Origin of the sequence: Paenibacillus caseinilyticus, assembly GCF_027533645.1 — a bacterium.
GTDB classification, from domain to species: Bacteria; Bacillota; Bacilli; order Paenibacillales; family NBRC-103111; genus Paenibacillus_G; species Paenibacillus_G caseinilyticus.
This window is the reverse complement of record NZ_JAQAGY010000011.1, coordinates 165,264-187,418: the sequence shown is the minus strand read 5'-3', so window position 1 is coordinate 187,418 and position 22,155 is coordinate 165,264. Positions and strand designations below refer to the sequence as shown.

The 22,155-nt window shown below is 51.4% G+C and carries 15 protein-coding genes; 11 read left to right on the top strand and 4 right to left on the bottom strand.

Going from position 1 to position 22,155, the window contains the following annotated elements; all coding sequences use genetic code 11:
* The first annotated feature begins 347 nt into the window (after positions 1-347).
* Positions 348-1,481 carry a DUF4261 domain-containing protein gene (locus O9H32_RS18005; RefSeq protein WP_269867509.1) on the top strand — a complete coding sequence of 378 codons (1,134 nt, stop codon included), beginning with the start codon at positions 348-350 and terminating at the stop codon, positions 1,479-1,481.
* Between the two features lie 2 nt (positions 1,482-1,483).
* Here the strand turns inward: O9H32_RS18005 and O9H32_RS18000 are convergent, their stop codons facing one another.
* On the bottom strand, positions 1,484-2,374 hold the full coding sequence (locus O9H32_RS18000) for an AraC family transcriptional regulator (protein ID WP_269867508.1): 891 nt from the start codon (positions 2,372-2,374) through the stop codon (positions 1,484-1,486).
* Between the two features lie 551 nt (positions 2,375-2,925).
* Between O9H32_RS18000 and O9H32_RS17995 the strand changes: the two genes are divergently transcribed.
* Positions 2,926-4,359 (top strand): MDR family MFS transporter, encoded by a 1,434-nt coding sequence (locus O9H32_RS17995; protein WP_269867507.1) that lies wholly within the window; start codon positions 2,926-2,928, stop codon positions 4,357-4,359.
* A 110-nt stretch (positions 4,360-4,469) separates the two neighbouring features.
* Here the strand turns inward: O9H32_RS17995 and O9H32_RS17990 are convergent, their stop codons facing one another.
* Together O9H32_RS17990 and O9H32_RS17985 are read right to left on the bottom strand one after the other, a co-directional pair.
* The gene (locus O9H32_RS17990) at positions 4,470-4,832 is read right to left on the bottom strand and encodes a MerR family transcriptional regulator (protein ID WP_269867506.1); all 363 of its coding nucleotides are present in this window, start codon (positions 4,830-4,832) and stop codon (positions 4,470-4,472) included.
* 45 nt (positions 4,833-4,877) lie between these two features.
* Positions 4,878-5,618, bottom strand: a complete 741-nt coding sequence (locus tag O9H32_RS17985; protein ID WP_269867505.1) for an SDR family oxidoreductase — start codon at positions 5,616-5,618, stop codon at positions 4,878-4,880.
* A gap of 338 nt (positions 5,619-5,956) precedes the next feature.
* On the opposite strand from O9H32_RS17985, the gene ppsA reads away from it, so the two are divergent.
* A complete protein-coding gene (ppsA, locus tag O9H32_RS17980; RefSeq protein WP_269867504.1) occupies positions 5,957-8,572 on the top strand; it encodes a phosphoenolpyruvate synthase in 2,616 nt (871 codons plus the stop codon).
* A 176-nt stretch (positions 8,573-8,748) separates the two neighbouring features.
* Here ppsA and O9H32_RS17975 read toward each other — a convergent pair whose 3' ends face one another.
* The gene (locus tag O9H32_RS17975; RefSeq protein WP_269867503.1) at positions 8,749-9,627 is read right to left on the bottom strand and encodes a LysR family transcriptional regulator; all 879 of its coding nucleotides are present in this window, start codon (positions 9,625-9,627) and stop codon (positions 8,749-8,751) included.
* A 259-nt stretch (positions 9,628-9,886) separates the two neighbouring features.
* Between O9H32_RS17975 and O9H32_RS17970 the strand changes: the two genes are divergently transcribed.
* From O9H32_RS17970 to O9H32_RS17935, 8 genes are all read left to right on the top strand, one after another.
* Positions 9,887-10,420 carry a DUF1572 family protein gene (locus O9H32_RS17970; protein ID WP_269867502.1) on the top strand — a complete coding sequence of 178 codons (534 nt, stop codon included), beginning with the start codon at positions 9,887-9,889 and terminating at the stop codon, positions 10,418-10,420.
* Positions 10,421-10,484: 64 nt separating this feature from the next.
* Complete coding sequence (locus O9H32_RS17965) at positions 10,485-11,021, top strand: GNAT family N-acetyltransferase (RefSeq protein WP_269867501.1); 537 nt, start codon at positions 10,485-10,487, stop codon at positions 11,019-11,021.
* 330 nt (positions 11,022-11,351) lie between these two features.
* On the top strand, positions 11,352-12,389 hold the full coding sequence (locus O9H32_RS17960) for a LacI family DNA-binding transcriptional regulator (protein ID WP_269867500.1): 1,038 nt from the start codon (positions 11,352-11,354) through the stop codon (positions 12,387-12,389).
* A gap of 35 nt (positions 12,390-12,424) precedes the next feature.
* Positions 12,425-13,798, top strand: a complete 1,374-nt coding sequence (locus O9H32_RS17955) for a sugar ABC transporter substrate-binding protein (RefSeq protein ID WP_269867499.1) — start codon at positions 12,425-12,427, stop codon at positions 13,796-13,798.
* A 17-nt stretch (positions 13,799-13,815) separates the two neighbouring features.
* Positions 13,816-14,787 carry a carbohydrate ABC transporter permease gene (locus tag O9H32_RS17950; RefSeq protein WP_269867498.1) on the top strand — a complete coding sequence of 324 codons (972 nt, stop codon included), beginning with the start codon at positions 13,816-13,818 and terminating at the stop codon, positions 14,785-14,787.
* On the top strand, positions 14,784-15,641 hold the full coding sequence (locus O9H32_RS17945) for a carbohydrate ABC transporter permease (RefSeq protein ID WP_269867497.1): 858 nt from the start codon (positions 14,784-14,786) through the stop codon (positions 15,639-15,641). Before O9H32_RS17950 ends, O9H32_RS17945 begins: the two co-directional genes overlap by 4 nt.
* A gap of 45 nt (positions 15,642-15,686) precedes the next feature.
* Positions 15,687-17,033, top strand: coding sequence for a GH1 family beta-glucosidase (locus O9H32_RS17940; protein ID WP_269867496.1), 1,347 nt, complete (start codon positions 15,687-15,689; stop codon positions 17,031-17,033).
* Between the two features lie 238 nt (positions 17,034-17,271).
* Positions 17,272-22,152, top strand: a complete 4,881-nt coding sequence (locus O9H32_RS17935; protein ID WP_269867495.1) for a carbohydrate binding domain-containing protein — start codon at positions 17,272-17,274, stop codon at positions 22,150-22,152.
* Positions 22,153-22,155 lie beyond the last annotated feature (3 nt).

Sequence of the window (22,155 nt, the reverse complement as noted above, 5' to 3'; positions counted from 1 at the left end):
TGAGCTTATTTTTTTGTCTTATGTGGGGGTGAAATCTATGAAAGGTGAATTTTTCGCCTTTGCCTTTGGTATTGCGTTGATCTACTTTACTTTTAAGCCATATATTATGACATTATTGGGTTAAAGGCCTACATGCACTCGCATATCCACTTAAGAAGCCGCGGATCACGCGGCTTCTTGCTTTGCCATATCCACTTTGCCACCCACTTCCTTATGCCCATCGAATGACAAGTATACAGCCAAAGATTATGATAGAATATGGCCAAGGCACAGCCAGCATGCCACCGGAAGCGGCTGGATACAGGATCGAAGCACTCGACACCTACGATACAAGAGGAGAGAAAACAATGACAGCCCAACAACAAGCAGCCATGCAATCCCTGATCGACTGGCTCGCGGATGAGCGCGAACTCGGCCACAAGCCCAGCAGAATAAAAGCTGCAGGAGAATTTGATCTACACGGCATGCATTATTACATATTCAGGTACAAAAAAACAATGTTCGGCAAATGGCTCCTTGGCGTCTGCGGGGGATATGAACATCCATCGGATACGGACCATTGCGGCCATGTATTCAGTGAGATGACACTCTATGACCCGGCCACCGCAGTGCAGGAAGCAGCCGCCATGGTTGAAATGATACGAGAGTACTGGATGAAAGAGGCTGCAGCCTTTGAAGCGGCGGCACTAACACAAGAAGAGGAGACAGAGAGCAAGAACGATTCACCCGGCATTTTCAATGGATTCGTTCTGTTGAATTCCCCAACGTGTGATCTTGATCTTATCAAGACGAACCTTCTGCAGGACTGGAATATCTCCTACTCCCCCGCAGAAGGCGAAGGGCAGAATGCTGGAGGGGACAAGGAAGGCATCCTGGTCTGGGATGTGGACGGCTGTACGTTAGCAGTAAGTGTGGTGAATGCTCCCGTACCGGATGGGGAGGCCGAGCATCACGCCCAAGGAAGCTATCTCTGGCCAGAGGCCGCTGAAGTTACCAAGACTCATGTAGCCCAGATCATAGTGGCTGTATTGGCCCGCTCCGGCTCCCCTATGGAAAGCGGCAGGCTGTACACCAAGCTGGCGGCCAGCTGTTTGAAGCTGCCTAACGCGATCGGGCTCTATACATCCGGCACCGTATTCAAGCCCGAGCTTTATGTGGAGCTGGCCGAGTTGATGAAGACCGATGACGCGTTTCCTTTGTTGAATCTGGTTCACTTGGGACTTGTCGGAACGGAAACCGGGATGAATGGATACACCTGCGGACTTGCTTCTTTTGGCAAAGATGAAATCGAAATACTGGATAGTCAGGCCGCTCCCGCCGAGCTGCGTGATTTTCTGATGGATATTTCCGAGTATGTAGTAGCACATGACGTTACTTTAAGGGATGGAGAAACGATCGGCTTCACAGCAGAACAGAAGCTGCCGATTACCCGTTCGGAGGGTGTATATGTCAGTGGGAAGAGTCTCAAAATCAAATTTTGATCCTATTTTAGCTTGACGGGGATGCAAAAGTCGATCCGAACCGGATCTTGAGGATCCGGGAACGGAGCGCTTGGGAAAATCGCCATCATAGACCGGCTCTCGTCCCACAGATAAGGACTGTGTGGAAGCCAGTGGATACTCGACATATGAATGAGTTCGAAGAGCACATCGGCCGGTTCGTCCAATGAAAGTACAGCATACTTCCCGCCGGCCGTCTCTATGGGTTGAACCTCCAAGGAAGAGGGGATAGGATTGGTTGTCGTGAAGCACACCGCATACCTCTGCTTCGACACCGGGGTTACGCAAGGATCGTCGAAGACCAGACCAATCGCTTGACTTGTACTGTCGAGCAGATCATGGGCCCGCATCCATGCTTCGAGCCTGCCGAACTCCTCTCCGATCCCCCGGTTTACCCCTCCTTGAACAAGCGTCCCCCGGTGATGCACGCATGCGGCACGCTGCGCCGGCAGGAGGCTCACCTCAATCTTCAGCCTGCGATACTTCTCTTCGAGCTCACGCAGCCGGGCGCTGCCGTTCTTGCCCGCGATCTGTATCTCCCGAAACCGCGAATACATCAGGTCCAGGCCAAAGCGCGTACGATAATCGGTAGCGGTAAGCCCCGTATACCTGCGGAACGTTCGGGCAAAATGGGCGGGAGTCTGCAGACCGCAATCCAGCGCAATATCCGTCAAGCTTCTTTCCGGTTGAAACACACTCAATTTCGCCGCCTTCTCCACCCTCAGCCGATTGACGAAATGAAGGACATTCTCATTCATGGTACGTTTAAACACACGGTGAAAATGATGGACCGAGAAGGCGGATACCTCCGCGAGTTCCTCAGCGGTAAGCGGCGAAGCCAAATGTTCGTCGATATAGCGTACCACCTGATTCATCCGCATTTGATATTCTTTCTCTAGCAAAGTAACCGTCGACATAAATTCACCACATTTATCATTTATTTCTTATTATAGCAAAATAACGCACAATTTGTTAAATAGAAAGCATAAATTGGCAAGACTCAAACGCATCAACTCCCGCTGGCAATCGATAGCCGGTAATCCTATCTTCAAAGCCAAGGGAGATCTCCCGGTCATGCTGCAGCGGCCTATTCGAAAGGCGATCGCTTCCCCGTATCTATGGGGAAGCGATCGCCTTTTTGGTTCCACTTCGCTTAACAAATCGTCCACTTTTTAGGCAAGACGTAAGGAGAGTTTTATTTTATATAATATTTACTATCCCAAATCGATTCATATCGATTAAAATAGTTCCAGTACGGGGAGTGAACAGACATAGAGGCAGCTTGAGAGCTGATCCAGACCATCGGGTATGGATCAATGGAAGGGATGAATGGAATAATTATCATAGGAAGAAGTCGACACCTGGCACTTGGTTGGACTAGGTTTAACATACATATTACCATTAAATAGGGAAGTGGAACGAAGTAATGAAAGTATACAATACGCGTGCCATCATGGCGTCATTGCTGATCTGCGGCTTTGTTGGCATGTTTAGCGAAACAGCTCTGAATATCGCGATCAGTAATTTAATGGATGTGTTCCACATTTCGGCGGCGACCGCACAATGGCTGACGACGGGATTTTTGCTGACGTTAGGCATATTAATGCCGATGACCGGGTGGTTACTGCAGAGATTTACAACGAGGCAGTTGTTTATTGCTTCGCTCGTAAGCTCGATTGTCGGCACGTTGATTGCGGCTCTCGCATACAATTTCGAAATGTTGATGTTTGCGCGTGTGCTGCAAGCAGTGGGCATGGGGCTGTTAATTCCGCTCATGTTTAATACGATCCTTGTCGTGTATCCGCCTGAACAGCGCGGGGCGGCGATGGGCTTCGTCGGACTCGTCATCATGTTTGCACCGGCAACCGGTCCGACTGTGGCAGGCCTATTGATCGAATATTTCACATGGCACTACATCTTCTGGTTGTCGCTCCCGTTCTTGATCGCAGGGTTAATGGTAGGACTGAAGTATCTGGATAACGTTACCGAAGTCGCTAAGCCGCGCATCGATCTTCTGTCTGTCGTCCTGTCAACGATTGGGTTCGGCGGAGTTGTCTTTGGCTTCAGCAAGGCAGGGGAAGGCGAGGGAGGATGGGGCAGTACGGTCGTGGTGGCTTCGATTGCCATCGGGTTATTGGCGCTCGTATTCTTCGTGCTGCGGCAGCAAGTAATGCGCGAGCCGATGATGAATTTGCGAGTATTCAAGTACCCGATGTATATCGTAGGGTTGTTCATGGTACTGTCGTGCATGATGATTATCTTGTCGAGCATGATTATTCTTCCCATGTTCCTGCAGAACGGCAGGGGGCTGTCAGCATTCGGCGCCGGACTTATGCTGCTGCCGGGCAGCGCGCTGAACGGCATTCTCTCGCCGCGCATGGGGCGTTTGTTCGACAAATACGGGCCGAGATGGCTCGTGATTCCCGGCCTCATCATCGTTGCGGTGACTTTATGGTTTTTCTCCGATATCTCGCCCGCTTCTTCGGTGGCTTTGATCGTCACGCTCCATATCGGGCTAATGGTGGGTATCTCCATGGTGTGGATGCCTTCGCAGACGAATGGTCTGAACCAACTGCCGCCTGAGCTTTACCCGCACGGTACAGCTATCATGAATACACTGCAGCAGGTCGCAGGGGCAATCGGCACAGCAGTTGCAATAAGTATCCTTACGAGCGGGATGGAGAAGTACCTGCACAACTCCTCAGCACCGACGGAGAAGACCGAACTCGCGAACGCACTTACCTTAGGATCGCAAAATGTGTTCGTGTTTGCGATGATTGTAACCCTGGTCGGCCTAGCCATGGCGTTCTTCATTCGCCGCGTCATAGTCAAACAGGCCGTTATGCATTCATCGCATTAAGATAAAAAGAGGCTGTCCTCCGACTTGCCGGAGGACCATAGCACATATTTACTCAGAGCCGCGCCCGTCGCGGTTTTTTTGTTGTTCGGAGGACAGGTTTCGCCGATTCTCTAAGAGGAGTTCACTTCTTTGCGCATATTCATGTACAAAGCGATTTTTCGATGAATCATGCTCTGATATGAAACCAATTGATTGATCTGAGCATTCACGGTTTCTTTTTGTTTTTCTAATACCAGCAGGCGCTGGTCAATGGTTGTACTTTCCTGAACAAAATGCTTAATATCCGCTATCGTCATTCCAATAGCTCGGAGGCAGCCTATAAATTCGAGCGCCTCCAAGTCCTTTTCTACATAGCTGCGCATACCACTGCTGCTGCGCATGACAGAAGGTAATATCCCTTCCTTCTCATAATACCGCAGGGTATGAATGGATAACCCGGTTAACTCAGCAACTTGACCGATCGTATAACTCACACGAACTTCCTCCCTCATCGGGATATCTAGGCTAGGCTGACCTTATTATAGTTCTTGACTGGTGGGCCTTACAATGATTTCGTTAACTGCGGTATACTCCGGTTGGGAAATGGCATAAAGAATGGAATTAGCTACAGCTTCAGCAGGCAGCCCCCTTTGAAGCGATTCCTCGATGTCTTTCCTGATCTCCGCATTTGATACAGTGTGGACAAGTTCGGTTGCAACACCTCCCGGACAAATAATCGTAGTCCGAATGTTATTCTCTGCCTCCTCCTGCCGAAGCGCTTCGGTTATTGCCCGAACGGCGAATTTCGTGCCGGAATACACGGCCCAAGATTTTCTAACAATATGCCCTGTTACCGAAGAGACATTAATGATATGACCCTGTTTCCGCGCTCTCATATACGGAAGAACCGCGCCAATGCCGTACAATACACCTTTTATATTGATATCGATCATTTGATCCCATTCGCTTACTTTCTTCTCATGCAGATAAGATAAAGGCATGATCCCGGCGTTATTAACCAGTACATCGATTTGACCATAGGTATCGATAGCATATTGCGAAAGTTCCTCCACCTCTTTATGGGATGAAATATCCGTAACTTTGTATATGGCAGCGCCACCTTGTTCTTCAATTGTGTTTTTTAGTGAACTTAGCCTTTCCTCGCGCCTGGCTGCCAGTACGACCTTCGCTCCATTTTGAGCGAGTAGTTTTGCAGTGGCCTCACCGATTCCGCTCGACGCTCCGGTAATCATCACAACTTTGCCCGTTACATTCCACATTTTTATCCATCCTTCCCAAACCAAGATGGATTCATTATAGAATCTAGAGTTCACTCTAGGTCAAGTGCCGCAGAGGGGAGGGGGGGCTTGCAGCGAGGAGAGTTCGGCCCGAGCCATGTTAGAGATGAGGCCAAGGATAGCGGGAAACCAAAAAAGAACCTGAAAAGTTTATCAGGTTCTTAAACATTGCATATAGACAGATGCGGTGTTATAATCAGAATACCACTTTTTTCAAGTGGAATTTGCAAAGTTTGTTCATCTTACACTTTTATCTTACCATGGCCGGCGAACTCTTGTCAAATGTTTTTTCTCAATTTAATGGTTAGGAGAGATGTTGAATGAGTACGTTGGTTCTTCGTTTTCAGGAAATGGACCATTCGCAGCTTTGGCTTGTTGGCGGAAAAGGGTTGCATTTAGGGGAATTATCAAAAATGGACGGAATACAAGTCCCAGAAGGATTTTGTGTTACAACAGCGGGCTATCAAAAAGCCATCGAACAAAACGAAACGTATCATGCTTTGTTGGATGAACTAACCATGCTAAAAGCAGAAGATCGAGATCAAATGGGTGAGATCAGCAGGAAGATTCGGCAGCTTATTAGGGAGGTGGAAATTCCTTCCGATGTTGTGAAAGCCGTGACTCACTATCTCTCCCAGTTCGGCGAAGAACATCCTTATGCCGTGCGTTCCAGTGCGACTGCTGAAGATTTACCCTATGCCTCTTTTGCCGGTCAACAAGACACCTATTTAAATATCATCGGCAAAGAAGCCATATTGCAGCATATCAGCAAATGCTGGGCTTCTCTGTTTACCGATCGCGCGGTAATCTACCGTACGCAGCATGGATTTGACCACAGTCAAGTTTTTTTATCCGTTATCGTTCAAAAGATGGTTTTCCCGCAGGCTTCCGGGATTTTATTTACCGCTGATCCGATGACTTCTAACCGAAAGCTGCTATCCATCGATGCCAGCTTTGGACTTGGAGAAGCATTGGTCTCCGGTTTGGTATCCGCCGATTGTTATAAAGTTCGCTATGAGCAAATCGTCGATAAGAGGATAGCAGCCAAAAAATTGGCGATCTATGGAAGAAAAGAAGGCGGTACAGAGACCCGGCCGATCGATCCCGATCAGCAAAAAACGCAAACCCTCACTGAACAACAAATTCTGCAGCTGGCACACATAGGAAGACAAATCGAAGCTCACTTTGGTTCCCCGCAAGATATCGAATGGTGTTTGGTCGATGATACCTTTTATATTGTCCAGAGCCGGCCGATCACTACGCTATACCCGATCCCTGAAGCGAATGATGGAGACAATCACGTCTATATATCTGTGGGTCATCAACAAATGATGACCGATCCCATCAAACCACTGGGATTGTCGTTTTACCTGTTAATTACCCCTGCACCTATGCGTAGGGCTGGCGGAAGGTTGTTTGTTGATGTGACACCAATGCTTGCTTCGCCTGACAGCAGAGAAAATTTATTAAATGCCATGGGACAACACGATCCGCTCATGAAAGACGCTCTTATGACCATAATCGAGCGAGGAGATTTTATAAAATCGGTACCAAATGATAAAAATGAACAGAGTCTTGGTAAAAGCAATAAAGGTATGCCGGCTGCGGGTATTCAAGCACCTAACGAAAACGATCCGACCATCGTTTCAGATTTGATTCAGCGTAATCAAACATCGATCGAAGAGTTGAAACAAAACATCCGAACGAAATCGGGGACGGATTTGTTTGATTTTATTCGGGAAGATATCCAGGAATTAAAGAAGATCTTATTTGACCCGCAAAGTTCGGCTGTGTTTATGGCTGCTATGAACGCTTCATCATGGATCAATGAAAAGATGATGGAGTGGTTAGGCGAAAAAAACGCAGCAGATACGCTTACTCAATCTGTACCAAACAATATTACTTCGGAAATGGGATTGGCGCTGTTGGATGTCGCCGATGCGATTCGTCCTTATCCGGAAGTCATTGAATATTTACAACAAGCAAAAGAGGATCATTTTGGGGATGAACTGCTTGCCTTGGAGGGCGGAAAGGAAACCCAAGACGCGATTCGTGCTTATCTCGACAAATACGGAATGCGCTGTGCCGGAGAAATCGATATTACCAGACCGCGTTGGAGCGAGAAACCTACTACCCTTGTCCCGTTGATACTGAATAACATCAAATCCTTTGAGCCTCATGCAAGCCATCGGAAATTCGAGCAAGGGCGACAGGAAGCTTTGAAGAAAGAACAAGAGTTATTAGAGCGATTGAAGGCATTGCCGGATGGCGAACCCAAAGCCAAAGAAACAAAACGAATGATCGACCTGGTCCGGAATTTCATCGGCTATCGTGAATACCCCAAATACGGCCTGGTTAATCGCTACTTCGTCTATAAGCAGGCTATACTGAAAGAAGCCCAGCAGCTCGTACAAGCGGGCGTTATTCATGACGAAGAAGATATCTACTATCTCACTTTTGAAGAACTTAACGAAGTGGTACGCACAAATAAAGTAGATTACGGGATCATCAGCAAACGAAGAGATGAGTACCAATTATTCGAAAAACTAACTCCGCCGCGTGTGATCACCTCTGATGGTGAAATCATTGCAGGCAAATACAACCGCGAAAATCTCCCGGCTGATGCTATAATAGGGTTGCCCGTTTCTTCCGGTGTGATCGAGGGGCGAGCGCGCGTTATTGTGAATATGCAGGAGGCTAATCTGGAAGAAGGAGATATACTAGTCACTACGTTTACTGACCCAAGCTGGACACCATTGTTCGTATCCATTAAGGGACTCGTCACCGAAGTTGGCGGACTGATGACCCATGGGGCCGTTATCGCACGTGAATATGGCCTGCCAGCCGTTGTCGGAGTGGAGAATGCTGCCAAACGGATACAAGATGGGCAGCGGATTCGCGTGAATGGAACAGAAGGGTATATCGAAATATTGTAATGTGCATGATCGGCCGCCATTGGCGGCTTTTTCCATTCTGCTTCTATTGCTAATCAACGCGCGCCGTTCTTTAAAGGACGGCGCGCGTTGATCTTAATTCAGGTTCCGCGGCGGATCGAAAGCTCACAAGAATGGCATCTATATTGCAGGTAAAGTATCCAAGCCAAAGCCCTGGCTCAGGAGGTTCTCAGCTGCCGCATTTGCGCCTCTTTGATAAAAGCGGCTACGACTGGGGAGACGGAGACCATCTGCTGGGAGAGTACAGCTAATCCTATTTGACGAATTATGGGAGAATTCAACGGTTTAACAGCTACATTAGCCGGTATAGCCTGCAGGATCATGGAAGGTATGATGGACACTCCAATGCCTGCCTCAACCATGGAGAGAATGGTGGCATTCTCTGCAACCTCGAGCTGCTTATTCAAGCTAAGCCCCTTCTCTTGAAATGCACGCATCACAAGGCGTTCACATCCGGATTTAAGCGAAAGAAACGGTTCATGTGTAAGCTGCTCGAGGGAGATAACCTCATGCTCCCGCAAAGGATGATTCGCCGGGAGGACTGCAACATAGGGATCGCTTAGCAGCTGCACGGTTTCTAATCCATCACATGGATCAGCCACAAACCCAAGGTCAACAACACCTGTCTTGATCCAGGCTTCAACCTCTGCATAACTTCCTTCAAAGAGAAGCAGTTCTACACCCGGATAATGGCTGCGAAACGCTTGAAACAGACCTGGAATGACATGGGCCGAGATACTGGGAAACGCACCGATCCGTAGGGTCACACGGTTCATACCTCTTGCCGCAGCAGCAACTTGATTGATCCCTTCCATATGATGAACAATCTCACGAACATGTGCTAAGATTTGTTCTCCCGTATCCGTTAGTGTAACACCATTGCGATCGCGCTTAAAAAGTTTCATTCCTAATTCTTTCTCCAAATCACCCATGCTGTGGCTGACGCCCGATTGGCTTGCATTCAAGAGCTCCCCCGCTCTGGTGAAACTGCCCGTCTGGACGACAGCAAGGAATACTTCTAATTGATACAGTGTCATGTTCGCCCCTCACTTCCATGAATATTTCTTCATGTATGGTATGGTAAATTTTCATTTTACGTTGGATGGGATCTTCACTATCATGATAAGTTAAAAGGGAGTGATTTTGAAGGCACCCCGGCTGGAGCTGTGCCTGATGCCAGTACTGTAACCTTACCGCAAATACATAATATTGCCAACTATCTAAACAACATGTACCACTCGAGGGTAATCTGCCGTTACGAAGGTTGAACCAAACATCAATTCAGGAGGGGTTCTCATGGTAGAACTGATTAAGGATGTAATGGAAGACATGAATAAGCAGCTTGATCGAATCGAACGAAGCCTTCATCTGCTGAATGATGAACTCATTTGGACGCGATGGAAAGATTCCATGAATAGCATTGGGAATATCTGCTTGCACTTGGCGGGAAACGAATATCAGAATGTGGTGAGCGCCATCGGAAACAGACCGTTCATCCGGGAGCGCTCCCGTGAATTCACTACGGATGGGGGACTGTCAAAGGATGAGCTGATTGGCCTTCTGCGCCAAACTCGATCCGAGTCGGAGCGTGTATTATTTGCCTTAGTGAATGACGATCTATCCCGGGAAGTCACCATCCGCTATGACCCAGAGGATTGGATGCGTATGCATCGAAGTGCTTCTCCTGTCCACGAAGCCTGCGATACAAGAGGTATGGGCCGACTGCTTGTTCAGGTTGCCGCACACTACGCGTACCATGCGGGGCAGATCGTAATGCTCACCAAAATGTTACGAGATACGAAGGAGCATCTAACGGGACAATACCACTAAGCTCAAGGTAAAATAAAATATAGATCGCTATTGCAGGCTGCTGCATAGGGAAGGACTGGTGCTAGTGATCAAGCTTGAACCTTTCGGACGTACCGATTTTGGGCAGCTAATGGAATGGATCGATTCGCCCGAATTTCTATTTCAATGGGGAGGTCAAACGTTTAGCTTTCCATTAAGCGAGCAGCAATTGGATCATTACATCAAAAACTCGAATACAGATGCTGCCCAAACCCTAATCTATAGGGTAGTACAGGAAGAAAATAATGAGGTCATTGGCCATATCCAGTTACAAATCGATCCGATCAATAAATCTGCAAGGGTAGGTAAGGTTTTGATTGGAAAACGAGGCTTAAGAGGACAAGGCATAGGACAAGAGATGATAAAAAAGGTTTTGACTATTGCTTTCGAAGAAATAAAGTTGCACAGAGTCAGTCTGGGTGTGTTAGATTTTAATCTGTCTGCTATTGCCTGTTACGAGAAGGCAGGGTTTGTAAAAGAAGGACTCTTCCGGGATAAACGAAGAATGGATAACGAATTCTGGAGTGTGTGGGAAATGAGTATTCTAGAAAAGGAATGGTTTGCAATAAACGGCAGCCGTTAGTGATCAGCTCCCCATACTACCGAAGGTATAGTGCTGAGCTGAAACTCCAAGCAGTGAAGGACTGCCTTGAGGGGATTATCTCAATAATTTTTATTGTTTATTCTGTTTACTTGACGGGTGGCTGTTCATAGAATGGCTGCCTTTTTTGTGTATAGTTTTCCCAAATGCCGAAGAGACAACTCTGGAGGATTCTTTTCATTTGGATAACGCAAGCTTAAAAAGTTGTTATTCATGCTTTCTTTTTGTTATTTAAGAGGGAGCAGCCTACGGAATATAATGAAGAAGCCAACAACATCGTAACCGGTTACAGTGTCTTAGGAGGATTCGAGTGTGACGACGATTTACGATATTGCCAAGAGAGCGGGCGTATCTTCCGCAACGGTGTCCCGGGTGATCAACGAGCACAGGGATGTTAGTGAGAAAACAAGGCAAAATGTGAAAAGCATCATGGCCGAACTCGATTTTCGGCCAAATGCGACGGCCCGGGGGCTGGCGACTAAAAACTCACAGCTGATCGGCGTATTTTTTCAGGATCATCTCCTGACGGGGTTAAAGCATCCGTTCCTGCAGGATGTGCTGAGCAGCTTCGAGGCGGTGGCCGGTGAGAAGGGATATGACTTGCTGCTGTTTGCGAATAACAGTGCGGAAGGTACCGCGAATTATGAAGCCAGAGCCAGACGCAGAGATGTCGACGGCGTGCTGTTATTCGGGATCTCGAAGACCGATCCCAATGTGTCGACGATCATCAAAAGCCAAATTCCTTGTATTTCTATCGACATGGACTTATATGGTCCGCGCATGGGGTATTTGGCTTCCGACAATGTGGGCGGCGCCATTCTTGCCATTGATCACTTCGTGGCCAACGGGCACCGGGACATTGCCTTCTTTGCCGACATTTATAACAGCAAGCCGGGGCTGGATCGCTTGATCGGTTATCAGCAGGCCATGAACAAGCACGGGCTGCATTATCCGTCTGAATGGACCCTTCATTCCGATTTTAGCGAACAGGGCGGCTACGAGGCGGCACAGCGCCTGCTCAGCCTGGGGAAGCAGCCCACCGCTCTCTTCTGCGCATCGGATACCATGGCTCTTGGTGCCATGGAGGCGCTCTCTATGGCAGCGCTTGTCGTGGGACGGGATATCTCGATTATCGGATTCGACGACATTGCGATACTGAAGTACCTGAAGCCCGGATTAACCACGATCCGCCAGAACCGGGAAGAAATCGGGAGGAGGGCGGCGCAGGCTCTCTTGGACATGATGGATTGCCCGCAATCGCACCCGCCGATCCTGACGGTCCCGACAGAACTGGTGATACGGGAGAGCGTCGCCTCACTGCTTCCTTCGTCGAAACCGGTTACGGAATGATCACCAAATTATTGAACATACAGGGGGAGTTATTCTTGAAAAAAACACCGACTTACGTATTGGCAGCTATGTTAACGGCATCCATGATGTTCACAGGTTGTTCCTCGAGCACGCCTGCTTCGGACGCCGGACCGGCAGCTTCAGAGCCGGGCGGCAAAGACAAGCCGGTTACTCTGAATGCCTGGATCATGCCGAACAGTCCGAAGCCGGATCAGGACTTTTTGACGACATTGAAGCCATACCTAGACCAGAATAAACACGTGACCCTGAAGGTAACGGTGCTGGATTGGGGTTCGGCATGGACCAAAATAACGACAGCCGCAACCAGCGGAGAAGGTCCCGACCTGCTTCAGCTCGGCACATCCTGGGTGCCGGCGATCGCCTCGATGAATGGAATCGAAGAAATTTCCGGCAAGGTGAAGGAGATCGGCGGCGAAGAGGCCTATCTGCCTGCAAGCTGGAAGACAACCAAGATTGAAGGCACCGACAAAGTTTATGGTGTTCCCTGGTTTGTCGATGCGCGTGCGATCTTCTACCGGACGGACGCCTTTAAGAAGGCGGGAGTCGACCCGGCCACGGCATTCGATACCTGGGATTCGTTCAGGGAAGCGCTAAAGAAAGTCAACGGAGTTCAAATCGGCGATCAGAAGATGAGCGCCCTGGGTATACCGGGCAAGAATGACTGGAACGTGCCGCATAACCTGTTCCCCTGGATTTGGAGCGCCGGAGGCAGCGTGCTGACCAAGGACAACAAGGCAGCCGCATTCAATGATGAGTTGTCCATGGATGGCATCCTGTATTATACGGGACTTGTGCAGGATGGGTTAGTGGATAAGACATCCCTTGAGAAGAACTCGGCCCAAGTGGAATCGGACTTTGCCGACGGAAGATCAGCCGCTCTCATCGCAGGTCCTTGGATGGTGAAGAACTTTACCACGCCGACGGATGCAGGCGGAATGGCCGAGAAGCTCGCAGCCAGCAACTATGGCGTAGCCCCGCTGCCTGCCGGACCGAAGGAGAGAGCAACCTTCATTGGAGGAAGCAATTTGACGGTGTTCAAAGGCTCCAAGAACAAGGATGCCGCCTGGGATGTCATCCGGTTCCTCTCTACGGACGAGGCTCAATTGTCTTATGCCAAGTTGACCGGCTTCCTGCCTGCCAAGACCAAAGTGATTCAATCGGAGGAGCTTACCAAGGATCCGGGATTCGCAGCTTTCGCCGAAGCGGCCAAATACGGCAAATCCTACCCGTCGATCCCACAGTGGGGACCTATGGAAACGGCCCTCGTCAAGTATTTCGGCAATATTTGGGATATTGTCGCCGGGGTGAAAGGAACATACAGCAAAGAAGCGGTGAAACAGCAGCTTGACGATGCCGCCCGCGAAGTGAACGGAATTCTCAATCAGTAATCAGAAGGAGATATGTTATGCAGCCTGCAACCGGTTCTCCAGGAGATGATAACAAGAAATTTGCGGTCATCCTCCATGATTTCAAAAAAAATCGATTCGCCTATGCCTTGGTCCTGCCGACGATTCTCTTTATGCTGGCTGTCCATTTATGGCCTATGCTGCAGGGAATCTGGATGTCCCTGCTCAAGCTCAACCAGTTTACGCTTAACCAATATTTGAAAGCGCCGTTCGTTGGCCTGCATAACTATACGGAGCTGCTCTTTAATACGAACAATCCGGTTCGACAGGGCTTGCAGTATGCGCTCCGGAATACGGCGATTTACACGGTCGTCGTCACGATCGCCGTGATGGCCTGCGGACTTGGGACGGCCATGCTGATGAACCGGACTTTCCCGGGAAGAGCGATTGCGCGAACCGCTCTGCTGCTGCCTTGGGTGGTTCCCTCCTATGTGGTCGGGATCCTATGGGGATTTATGTGGCAGAAGGAAGGGATCATCAATTATGTTCTGGTGGATGTACTGCATCTGCTGGATGCCAAGCCATTCTGGTTGATCGGCCCCAACACGTTATGGGCCATTATCATTCCGACCGTCTGGCGCAGCTGGCCGTTTCTGATGATCGTCTTCCTGGCCGGTCTGCAGACGATATCCGATGAGCTCTACGAAGCGGCCGAGATCGACGGAGCGAACAAGTTCAGGCAGTTCATGAGCATTACCCTGCCTTTGCTGAGACCGATTATTGCCGTTCAGCTCTTGTTCCAAATTATTTATAATGTGTATTCCTATAACATTGTTGCCATGATGTTCGGTAACGGATCGGGTTATCCGGGAGAGTGGGGCGATCTGGTGATGACGGCGATGACCCGTCAGACTTTCGGGTACTGGGCCTTCGGAAGCGGTTCCGCCGCCTCGTTCATGCTGATGCTGATCATGTTTGTCATCGTCGGCATCTGGTATCGAGTCTTCAGATCGGAGTTGAATACAAAATGAGTAAGCGGCAATCCCGTTTTATTCTGAACGGTTCCTTGACCACATTCACCTGGATGATCGTGCTGTTCACCATTTTTCCTATATTCTATATGGTCTTTGCTTCCCTGCACTCGAATGAGGACATTCTCCGGGGAATTACAAGCTTCAAGCTCGTGGACCCCAAGTGGGAGAATTACCGGGATATGTGGATTAACATCGATTTCTTCAACTTCTTCAAAAACAGCCTCATTATCTGTACAGTGACGATGCTGCTCGCCAGTTCCTTCGCCGTGATGGCCGGCTATGCGCTTGCCAAATACAGGTTTTTCGGATCCAAAACACTTGAAATGGGCATTATCTCGACACAGATGATTCCAGGCATTATGTTCCTGCTCCCGATCTACCTCATGTTCTTGGGATTGAAAGAAGTACTCGGCATTCCTATGATCAATACCTACTGGGGTATGATTCTGGTCTACACCGCTTTCTATACACCGATGAGTATCTGGATTATGCGAAGCTTCTTCGTTGCGATCCCGAACGATCTGGAAGAATCGGCACTGATTGACGGCTGCACCCGGTTCCAGGCATTCGTGAAGGTGATTCTGCCGTTGTCGGTTCCCGGCATGATCGCCACCTGCATCTATATCTTCCTTACCGCCTGGGATGAACTGCTGTTCGCTTGGGTGCTTACGACAAGCCCGGATGTACAGACGATCCCGGTGGGGATCCGGCTGTTCGTCGGACAATATCAGAATCGGTACGACCTGCTGATGTCGGCGGCTACCGTAGTGACCATTCCGGTGATCATCACGTTCTTCTTGACGCAGAAATACTTCATTCGGGGCATGACGGCAGGTGCGGTCAAGGGCTAGTGATCCCTTGAGCATAATACAATCCAAAAAGTGAGGTTGACAGTCATGAACAATAGGCTATTTCCATCTGACTTTACGTGGGGGACGGCAACGGCGGCATACCAAATCGAAGGGGCCGCAAGCGAGGATGGGCGAACCCCCTGCATATGGGACATGTTCGCTGCAATCCCGGGAAAGGTACACGAGGGGCATAACGGAAGCGTGGCGTGCGACCATTACCACCGCTATCCCGAGGATATTGCCTTGATGAGTGAGCTTGGGTTCCAGTCGTACCGGTTCTCCGTCGCCTGGCCCCGTATATTTCCGGAGAAGGGGAAGCTCAATGAGAAGGGCATCGACTTCTATCTGCGTGTACTGGAGCAGCTGCACAAGCATCACATCAAGCCGTCGGTGACGATGTATCATTGGGATCTGCCGATGTGGCTGTATGAACAAGGGGGATGGCTCAGCCGGGACACGGTATCGCATTTTGAAGAATACGCCGACACCTTATACCGAAGACTCGGGGACGCCGTACCGATGTGGATCACCCATAACGAGCCTTGGTGCGCGGCATTTTTGGGATACGGCATGGGCGTGCATGCTCCCGGGCATGAGGATTGGAACGAAGCGTTAACGGCTGCCCATCATCTGCTGCTATCCCACGGCAGAGCCGTACAGAATTACCGAGCAGCAGGCCTTCAAGGGCAGATCGGCATCACACTCAATCTGAGCCACGTCGATGCGGCTTCTCCATCGGAAGAGGATCAAAGGGCAGCCCGAACCGCAGACGGGTTTACGAATCGCTGGTTCCTGGACCCTGTATTCCGCGGTAGTTATCCCGAGGACATGATGCTCCGTTTTGCTGACCTTGGTGTTACCTTTGAATTCGTAGAGCCGGGCGATTTCAAGACGATCTCCACACCCAATGACTTTGTGGGAATCAATTACTATACCCGCCAATTGATTCGTGCCAATCCGGAGGACAAGGCTTTCGGTTTGGCTCACGTCAAAGGAGAGAATCCGCACACCGATATGGATTGGGAGGTATACCCCGACGGGCTGTATCATCTGCTGCGGAAGGTATCCGGCGAATACACCGAACTGCCGATTTATATCACGGAGAACGGGGCCGCTTATGCCGATGAGCTCTGCGACGGCTCGGTGAACGACGGGGAACGGATCGAGTATTACCGCGGGCATCTGGAGGCTGCACACCGGTTCATCCGGGAGGGCGGACCGCTGAAGGGATATTACTGCTGGTCGTTCATGGATAATTACGAATGGGCTTACGGATACTCCAAGCGGTTCGGCGTTACGCATGTGGATTACGAGACCCAGGTCCGGACGCCCAAGCAAAGCGCGTTATGGTTGAAGGAGCTCATCCATTCCAATGCCCTGCCGGCAAGATGAGCTTAGCTGATGCTTAACGTCTAATACAGATAGAGAAGTGCGTAGGCATGATAGAACGATCGTTATGGAAGTGCCGCACCCGTGACCGGATAAGCATTCAAAGGATGCAGACTGTACGAAGTGGAGGGCGGGCTTGAGGGTCCTCCGCCAGGTACAGGAGGCATCCGGCGCTTGCCTCGGCCGCTTAGGCGCAATATTCATCTGGAGCAGGACGTTCATACATAAGGAGTTGAAGACGATGAAAATGAGGAAAGCACTGGTTATTGGACTGTCCGGATTGGTCTTATGGGGACAAGCGGCAGGCGGCATACTCGCGAGCCCACCCGCTCCAAGCAGTCAAGGGACGGAATTGGCGGATTTGAGTCAGCATTGGTCGGCAGCCGAAGTGGCTAAGTGGGTCGATGCTAAGGTGCTTGAAGGGTATCCGGATGGAACCTTTCGGCCCGACGCGCCGATTACGAGGGCGGAATTTGTGTCCGTGCTCCAAAAGCTGTTCGGGCTGAGTGTAAGTCCATCCGGCAGCCAGGCAGCTTTCGCTGATATCGAAGCGGATGCTTGGTACAAAGATACGGTCACCGCAGCGCTGCAAAAAGGATACGTATCCGGGTACCCGGACAACAGCTTCCGGCCGAATGCGCCGATTACCCGGGAAGAAGCCGCCGTTCTTGCCGCCAGGGTGTTCGGGCTGGAAGTAAGGCATGACGGGGAGGGAACGATGCCCCCGTATCCGGATGGGGAGCGGATCAGCGGATTCGCCCGGAATGCGGCGGCAGCCCTGCTGGCAGAAGGCTCAATCACAGGCTATCCGGACGGTACCTTCCGCCCTCACGAGCCGATTACGCGTGCCGAAACGGTAAGTCTTCTTCACCGTCTGAGCGGAGAGATATTCCATAAGCCGGGCACATACAGTAAAGCAGAGACCATGCCGAATGCCATCGTGAATGCGCCAGGCATCCATCTCTCGGATGCAACGATTGCCGGACGTCTATATTTGACCGATGGCATTGGCGGCGGAGATGTGGCCTTGGAGCGCATGCAGGTGAAAGGGGTTACAAATATCGGTGGAGGGGGCAGCGTGCAGCTGACCGATTCCACGTTCGGTACCGTAGTAATCAAGGAGCAGGAACAGAAAATTGGTGTAAAAGCGGCGGGGACTACGACTGTAGAGAGGTTGGAGGTACGGTCGGAAGCGATTGTGGAAGCCGCTTCTTCAGGTATGAAGGATGTGCTCATTCATACCGAAGGGCCGAATGACACCGTTACGCTGTCCGGCAGCTTCGGGCGTGTAGAAGTCGCGTCGGCTGACAGCCATGTCGTGGTGGCGGCCGGATCAACCATCGGCGAGCTCCATATTCTTGAGGGTGCCAAAGGAACGAAAGTGGATTCCGAGGGAACGCTCCGAAGCTTGTCGGTTGACGCTGATGGCGTATCATTAAACGGGAAAATGGTCGCCAAAGGCGCAACATGGAAAGATGTGCTGCCACCAGGCGGGAACAGCAGCCCTGGCAGCGGAGGCAGCGGCAATGCTGGCGGGGGCAGTAACCCCGGCAGTGGCGATGGAGGCAGCAACTCCAGTGACCGCGATGATGACAGCAGCGGAGGCAGCGATCCCGGTGACGGCGATGATGGCAGCGGAGGCGGCGACCATGGTGACGGCGATGATGGCAGCGGAGGCAGCGACCATGGTGACGGCGATGATGGCAGCGATCAGGGTCTCGCCTATACGGTCCAGGCCGGCACTCTTCACGGAACCACCCGGATCGACGCGCTTGCGGCCGAGGGCCATCACCTTGCCGTCAAGGTGAGCCACGAAGTCTTAGCCCAGCCGGCAGCGGGCGACAAGGCACCTGCGGACCGGACGGTGCAGAACCCTTATGTGCCGGGCACGGACATTAGCGGCGTCGACGCGGTAACCAATAAATATATTGGGCTGTATGAGCTGGATTCGAACCAGAAGGTGATAAGATACCGGCTCATCGAACTGGGTGCTGATCATATCGCAGCAGAAGCATGGAAGCTCAAGTGGGCGGATGAATTCGACCGGCCAGGCATAGATACAGCCAAGTGGAACTTCATCGAGGGCGGCGGCGGATACGGGAATAACGAGCTTCAGAACTATACGAACCGTCCCGAGAACGCGCGCGTGGAGGACGGCAGCCTGGTGATTGAGGCCCGCGAGGAATCCTTAGGAGGGAGCGCATACACCTCTTCCAAGCTCACATCCCAAGGAAAAGGCGAATGGACGTATGGCCGGTATGAGATCCGTGCCAAGCTGCCGGCCGGGCAGGGCATCTGGCCTGCGATCTGGATGATGCCGGCGGATGAGGCCCTCTATGGCCCTTGGCCATCGTCAGGCGAGATCGATATCATGGAGCTGCTCGGGCATCGGCCGGATCAAATATACGGCACGCTTCACTACGGCAAGCCCAAAGAGGAAACCCAGGCTTCGTACATCCTGCCCGGAGGTGCAGGCTTCGATGACGACTATCATGTATTCGCCATCGAATGGGAACCGGGCGAGATCCGGCATTATGTAGACGGCATCCTCTACAGCCGGATGAACGACTGGTTCACCCGCAATGAGAATGAGGCGGCAGCGTACACGTATCCTGCGCCTTTCGACCGCGATTTCTATATGCAGCTGAATCTAGCCGTGGGCGGAGGCTGGCCCGGGAATCCGGATGCGTCCACAACGTTCCCGCAGCGGATGCTCGTCGATTATGTAAGGGTGTATGAGCTCGACGGAATGTACCGCAGTGCAGGAACCCGTCCGAAGCAGGAAGAGGTGCTGCGGGGGCCTGCTGCGGATGGAAACTATGTATATAACGGCAGTTTCGAGAACGGATTGGATGCATGGCAGTTCCAGCCGTTTGCCCCGCCCGCGGACCTGTTCGGCGGTATGGGAAGCGCAGCGGTGGAGCAGGGCGCAGCCAAAATCACGATCGATCAGGAAGGCAGCCAAACCTATGCGGTTCAATTCGTTCAGCCGCAGATCCCTTTGGAGAAGGGAGCTGCTTACCGGCTGACCTTCGATGCCAGATCGGACGGGGAACGCACCATGGTCACAGGCATTTCGGGACCCGAGCGGAGCTACACAAGGTATTTGGACGATCAGAGCGTCCGGCTGAACTCCGAACTTCAACGCTATACGTATGATTTCGAGATGAAGGCAGAGACGGACGGCAGCGCGCGCCTGGAATTCAACCTCGGGAAGGCCGGAACACGGCCGGTTTGGATCAGCAATGTGAAGCTCATCCAAACGAAAGCACCGGACCCGCACCCGGTGAAGGAAGTGCTGCCTGACGGCAATTATATCTATAACGGCACCTTCGATCAGGGCGACGACCGGAAGATATTCTGGGACTTCATTACCGCGGATGGCGCAGAAGCAGACTTGGGGGTTACGAACGGGCGGATCGGCTCCCGCCTGGTAAGAGAGCTTCAGGTGGACGTCAGGAAAGAAGGGACTGGCGCAGCTTCCGTAGCGGTGAGTCAGGACAAGCTGTCTCTGGACAAAGCGTCCGCGTACAGCGTCATGTTCAGCGCAAGGGCGGATTCTCCGCGTCCCCTGGAATGGAATGTGAAGGCGGGCGACCCGCAAGATATCGAATTCCTGAGCGGAAGGCAGCTGGAGCTGACTCCCGAGATGAAGAACTATCAGTTCGACTTTGCCACAGCCGATTCGGACCGTTCCCTCGAAGCGAAGCTCGAATTTCTGCTCGGCGACGCCCGTGGCAGCGTCTATCTGGATAACGTCCGGCTTGTGAAACGGGGAGTCCCAACGGAAGTGAACGGATGGACGCATATGGATGCTGACCAGTACTGGGGAATGCAGGGGATTCAGGTGGGCGCAGACGGGACTGTCGGCTATCTGGATGCGGGGGATTATTTTGAATTCAAACTGAATGTCTCGCAGGCCGGCAATTATCTTGTCCAATCCAGGCTGGCCAGTGATTTGAGCGAATCCTTCGCCAGACTGACCTGGCGCGATGCCAACCGGAACGTGTTGGGCACACAGGACTATGGGGTCGGCCGCACAGGCGGGTGGGATACTTACCGCACGATGGATATGGGGTCGATTCATTTGAATCCGGGCGTGTATTATCTGGAGATCTCAGGTGATAAATTCAACACCGATTGGGTGGAGCTGAGCCCTTCCCTGATCGACAATGGCGGCTTCGATGACGGCCTGCAGGGCTGGGATTACTTCGAAGCGGATTGGCTGCCGGGTGTAAGCCCGTCCTTCGCTGAAGCCAAGGATGGGAAGCTTCAGGTCAACATCGCCAATCCGGGTACGGAAGAGTGGAACATCCAGGTGAAGCAGCCAGGCAGATCGCTCCTGAAGGACCGGTCCTATACCGTAAGCTTTGATGTGTATTCCACGGTGGAGCGGAACATACGGGTGGTGGCCCAGCATGATGGAACTCAGGATAATGTATGGACGCCTTATTATGAGAAGATGATTCATCTGGATGGCACACAGCAGCATGTAGAAGATGCTTTTATCATGCAGCATGACTCCGATCCGAGTGCCCTCTTTCAATTTGCGCTTGGACAGTCGGGCGCAATCTCTGTCCCGCATGCCGTCTATATCGACAATGTGGTATTGAAGGAACGGGCCACGATCCAGCCTCAAGGCGTCAATCTGCTGCCGAATTCGGATTTCTCTCAAGGGACATCCGGCTGGGCTTCTTACTCCCCGGAAGCCGATCAGCTTACGGTATCTGCTGCAGAGGAGCAGCTGAAGATCGATATAGGCACGCCGGGCAGCAATCCGTGGGATCGGCAGGTATTCCTGGAGGGCGTTGCTTTTCAGGAAGGATACAACTATACGCTGACCTTCAAAGCCCGAACAACCAAGACGCCGAGGAAAATGAATGTGAGCACCGGCCGGCTGAGCGGAGCCCCCGACTACGTATGGACGGGCTACCATTCCGAGGTGATCGAGCTGACAGCTGAGGAGCAGACGCACACCGTGAACTTCGATGTACGGCAGCCCACGAATGCCAGCGGCCGTGTTAGTCTTGAGCTGGGGAACATCGACGGAGGCGGTTCGGGCGGGCTGTCTGTATATATTGATGATATCCGTTTGGTGAATAACGGGCCTTCCAAGCCATAAGAA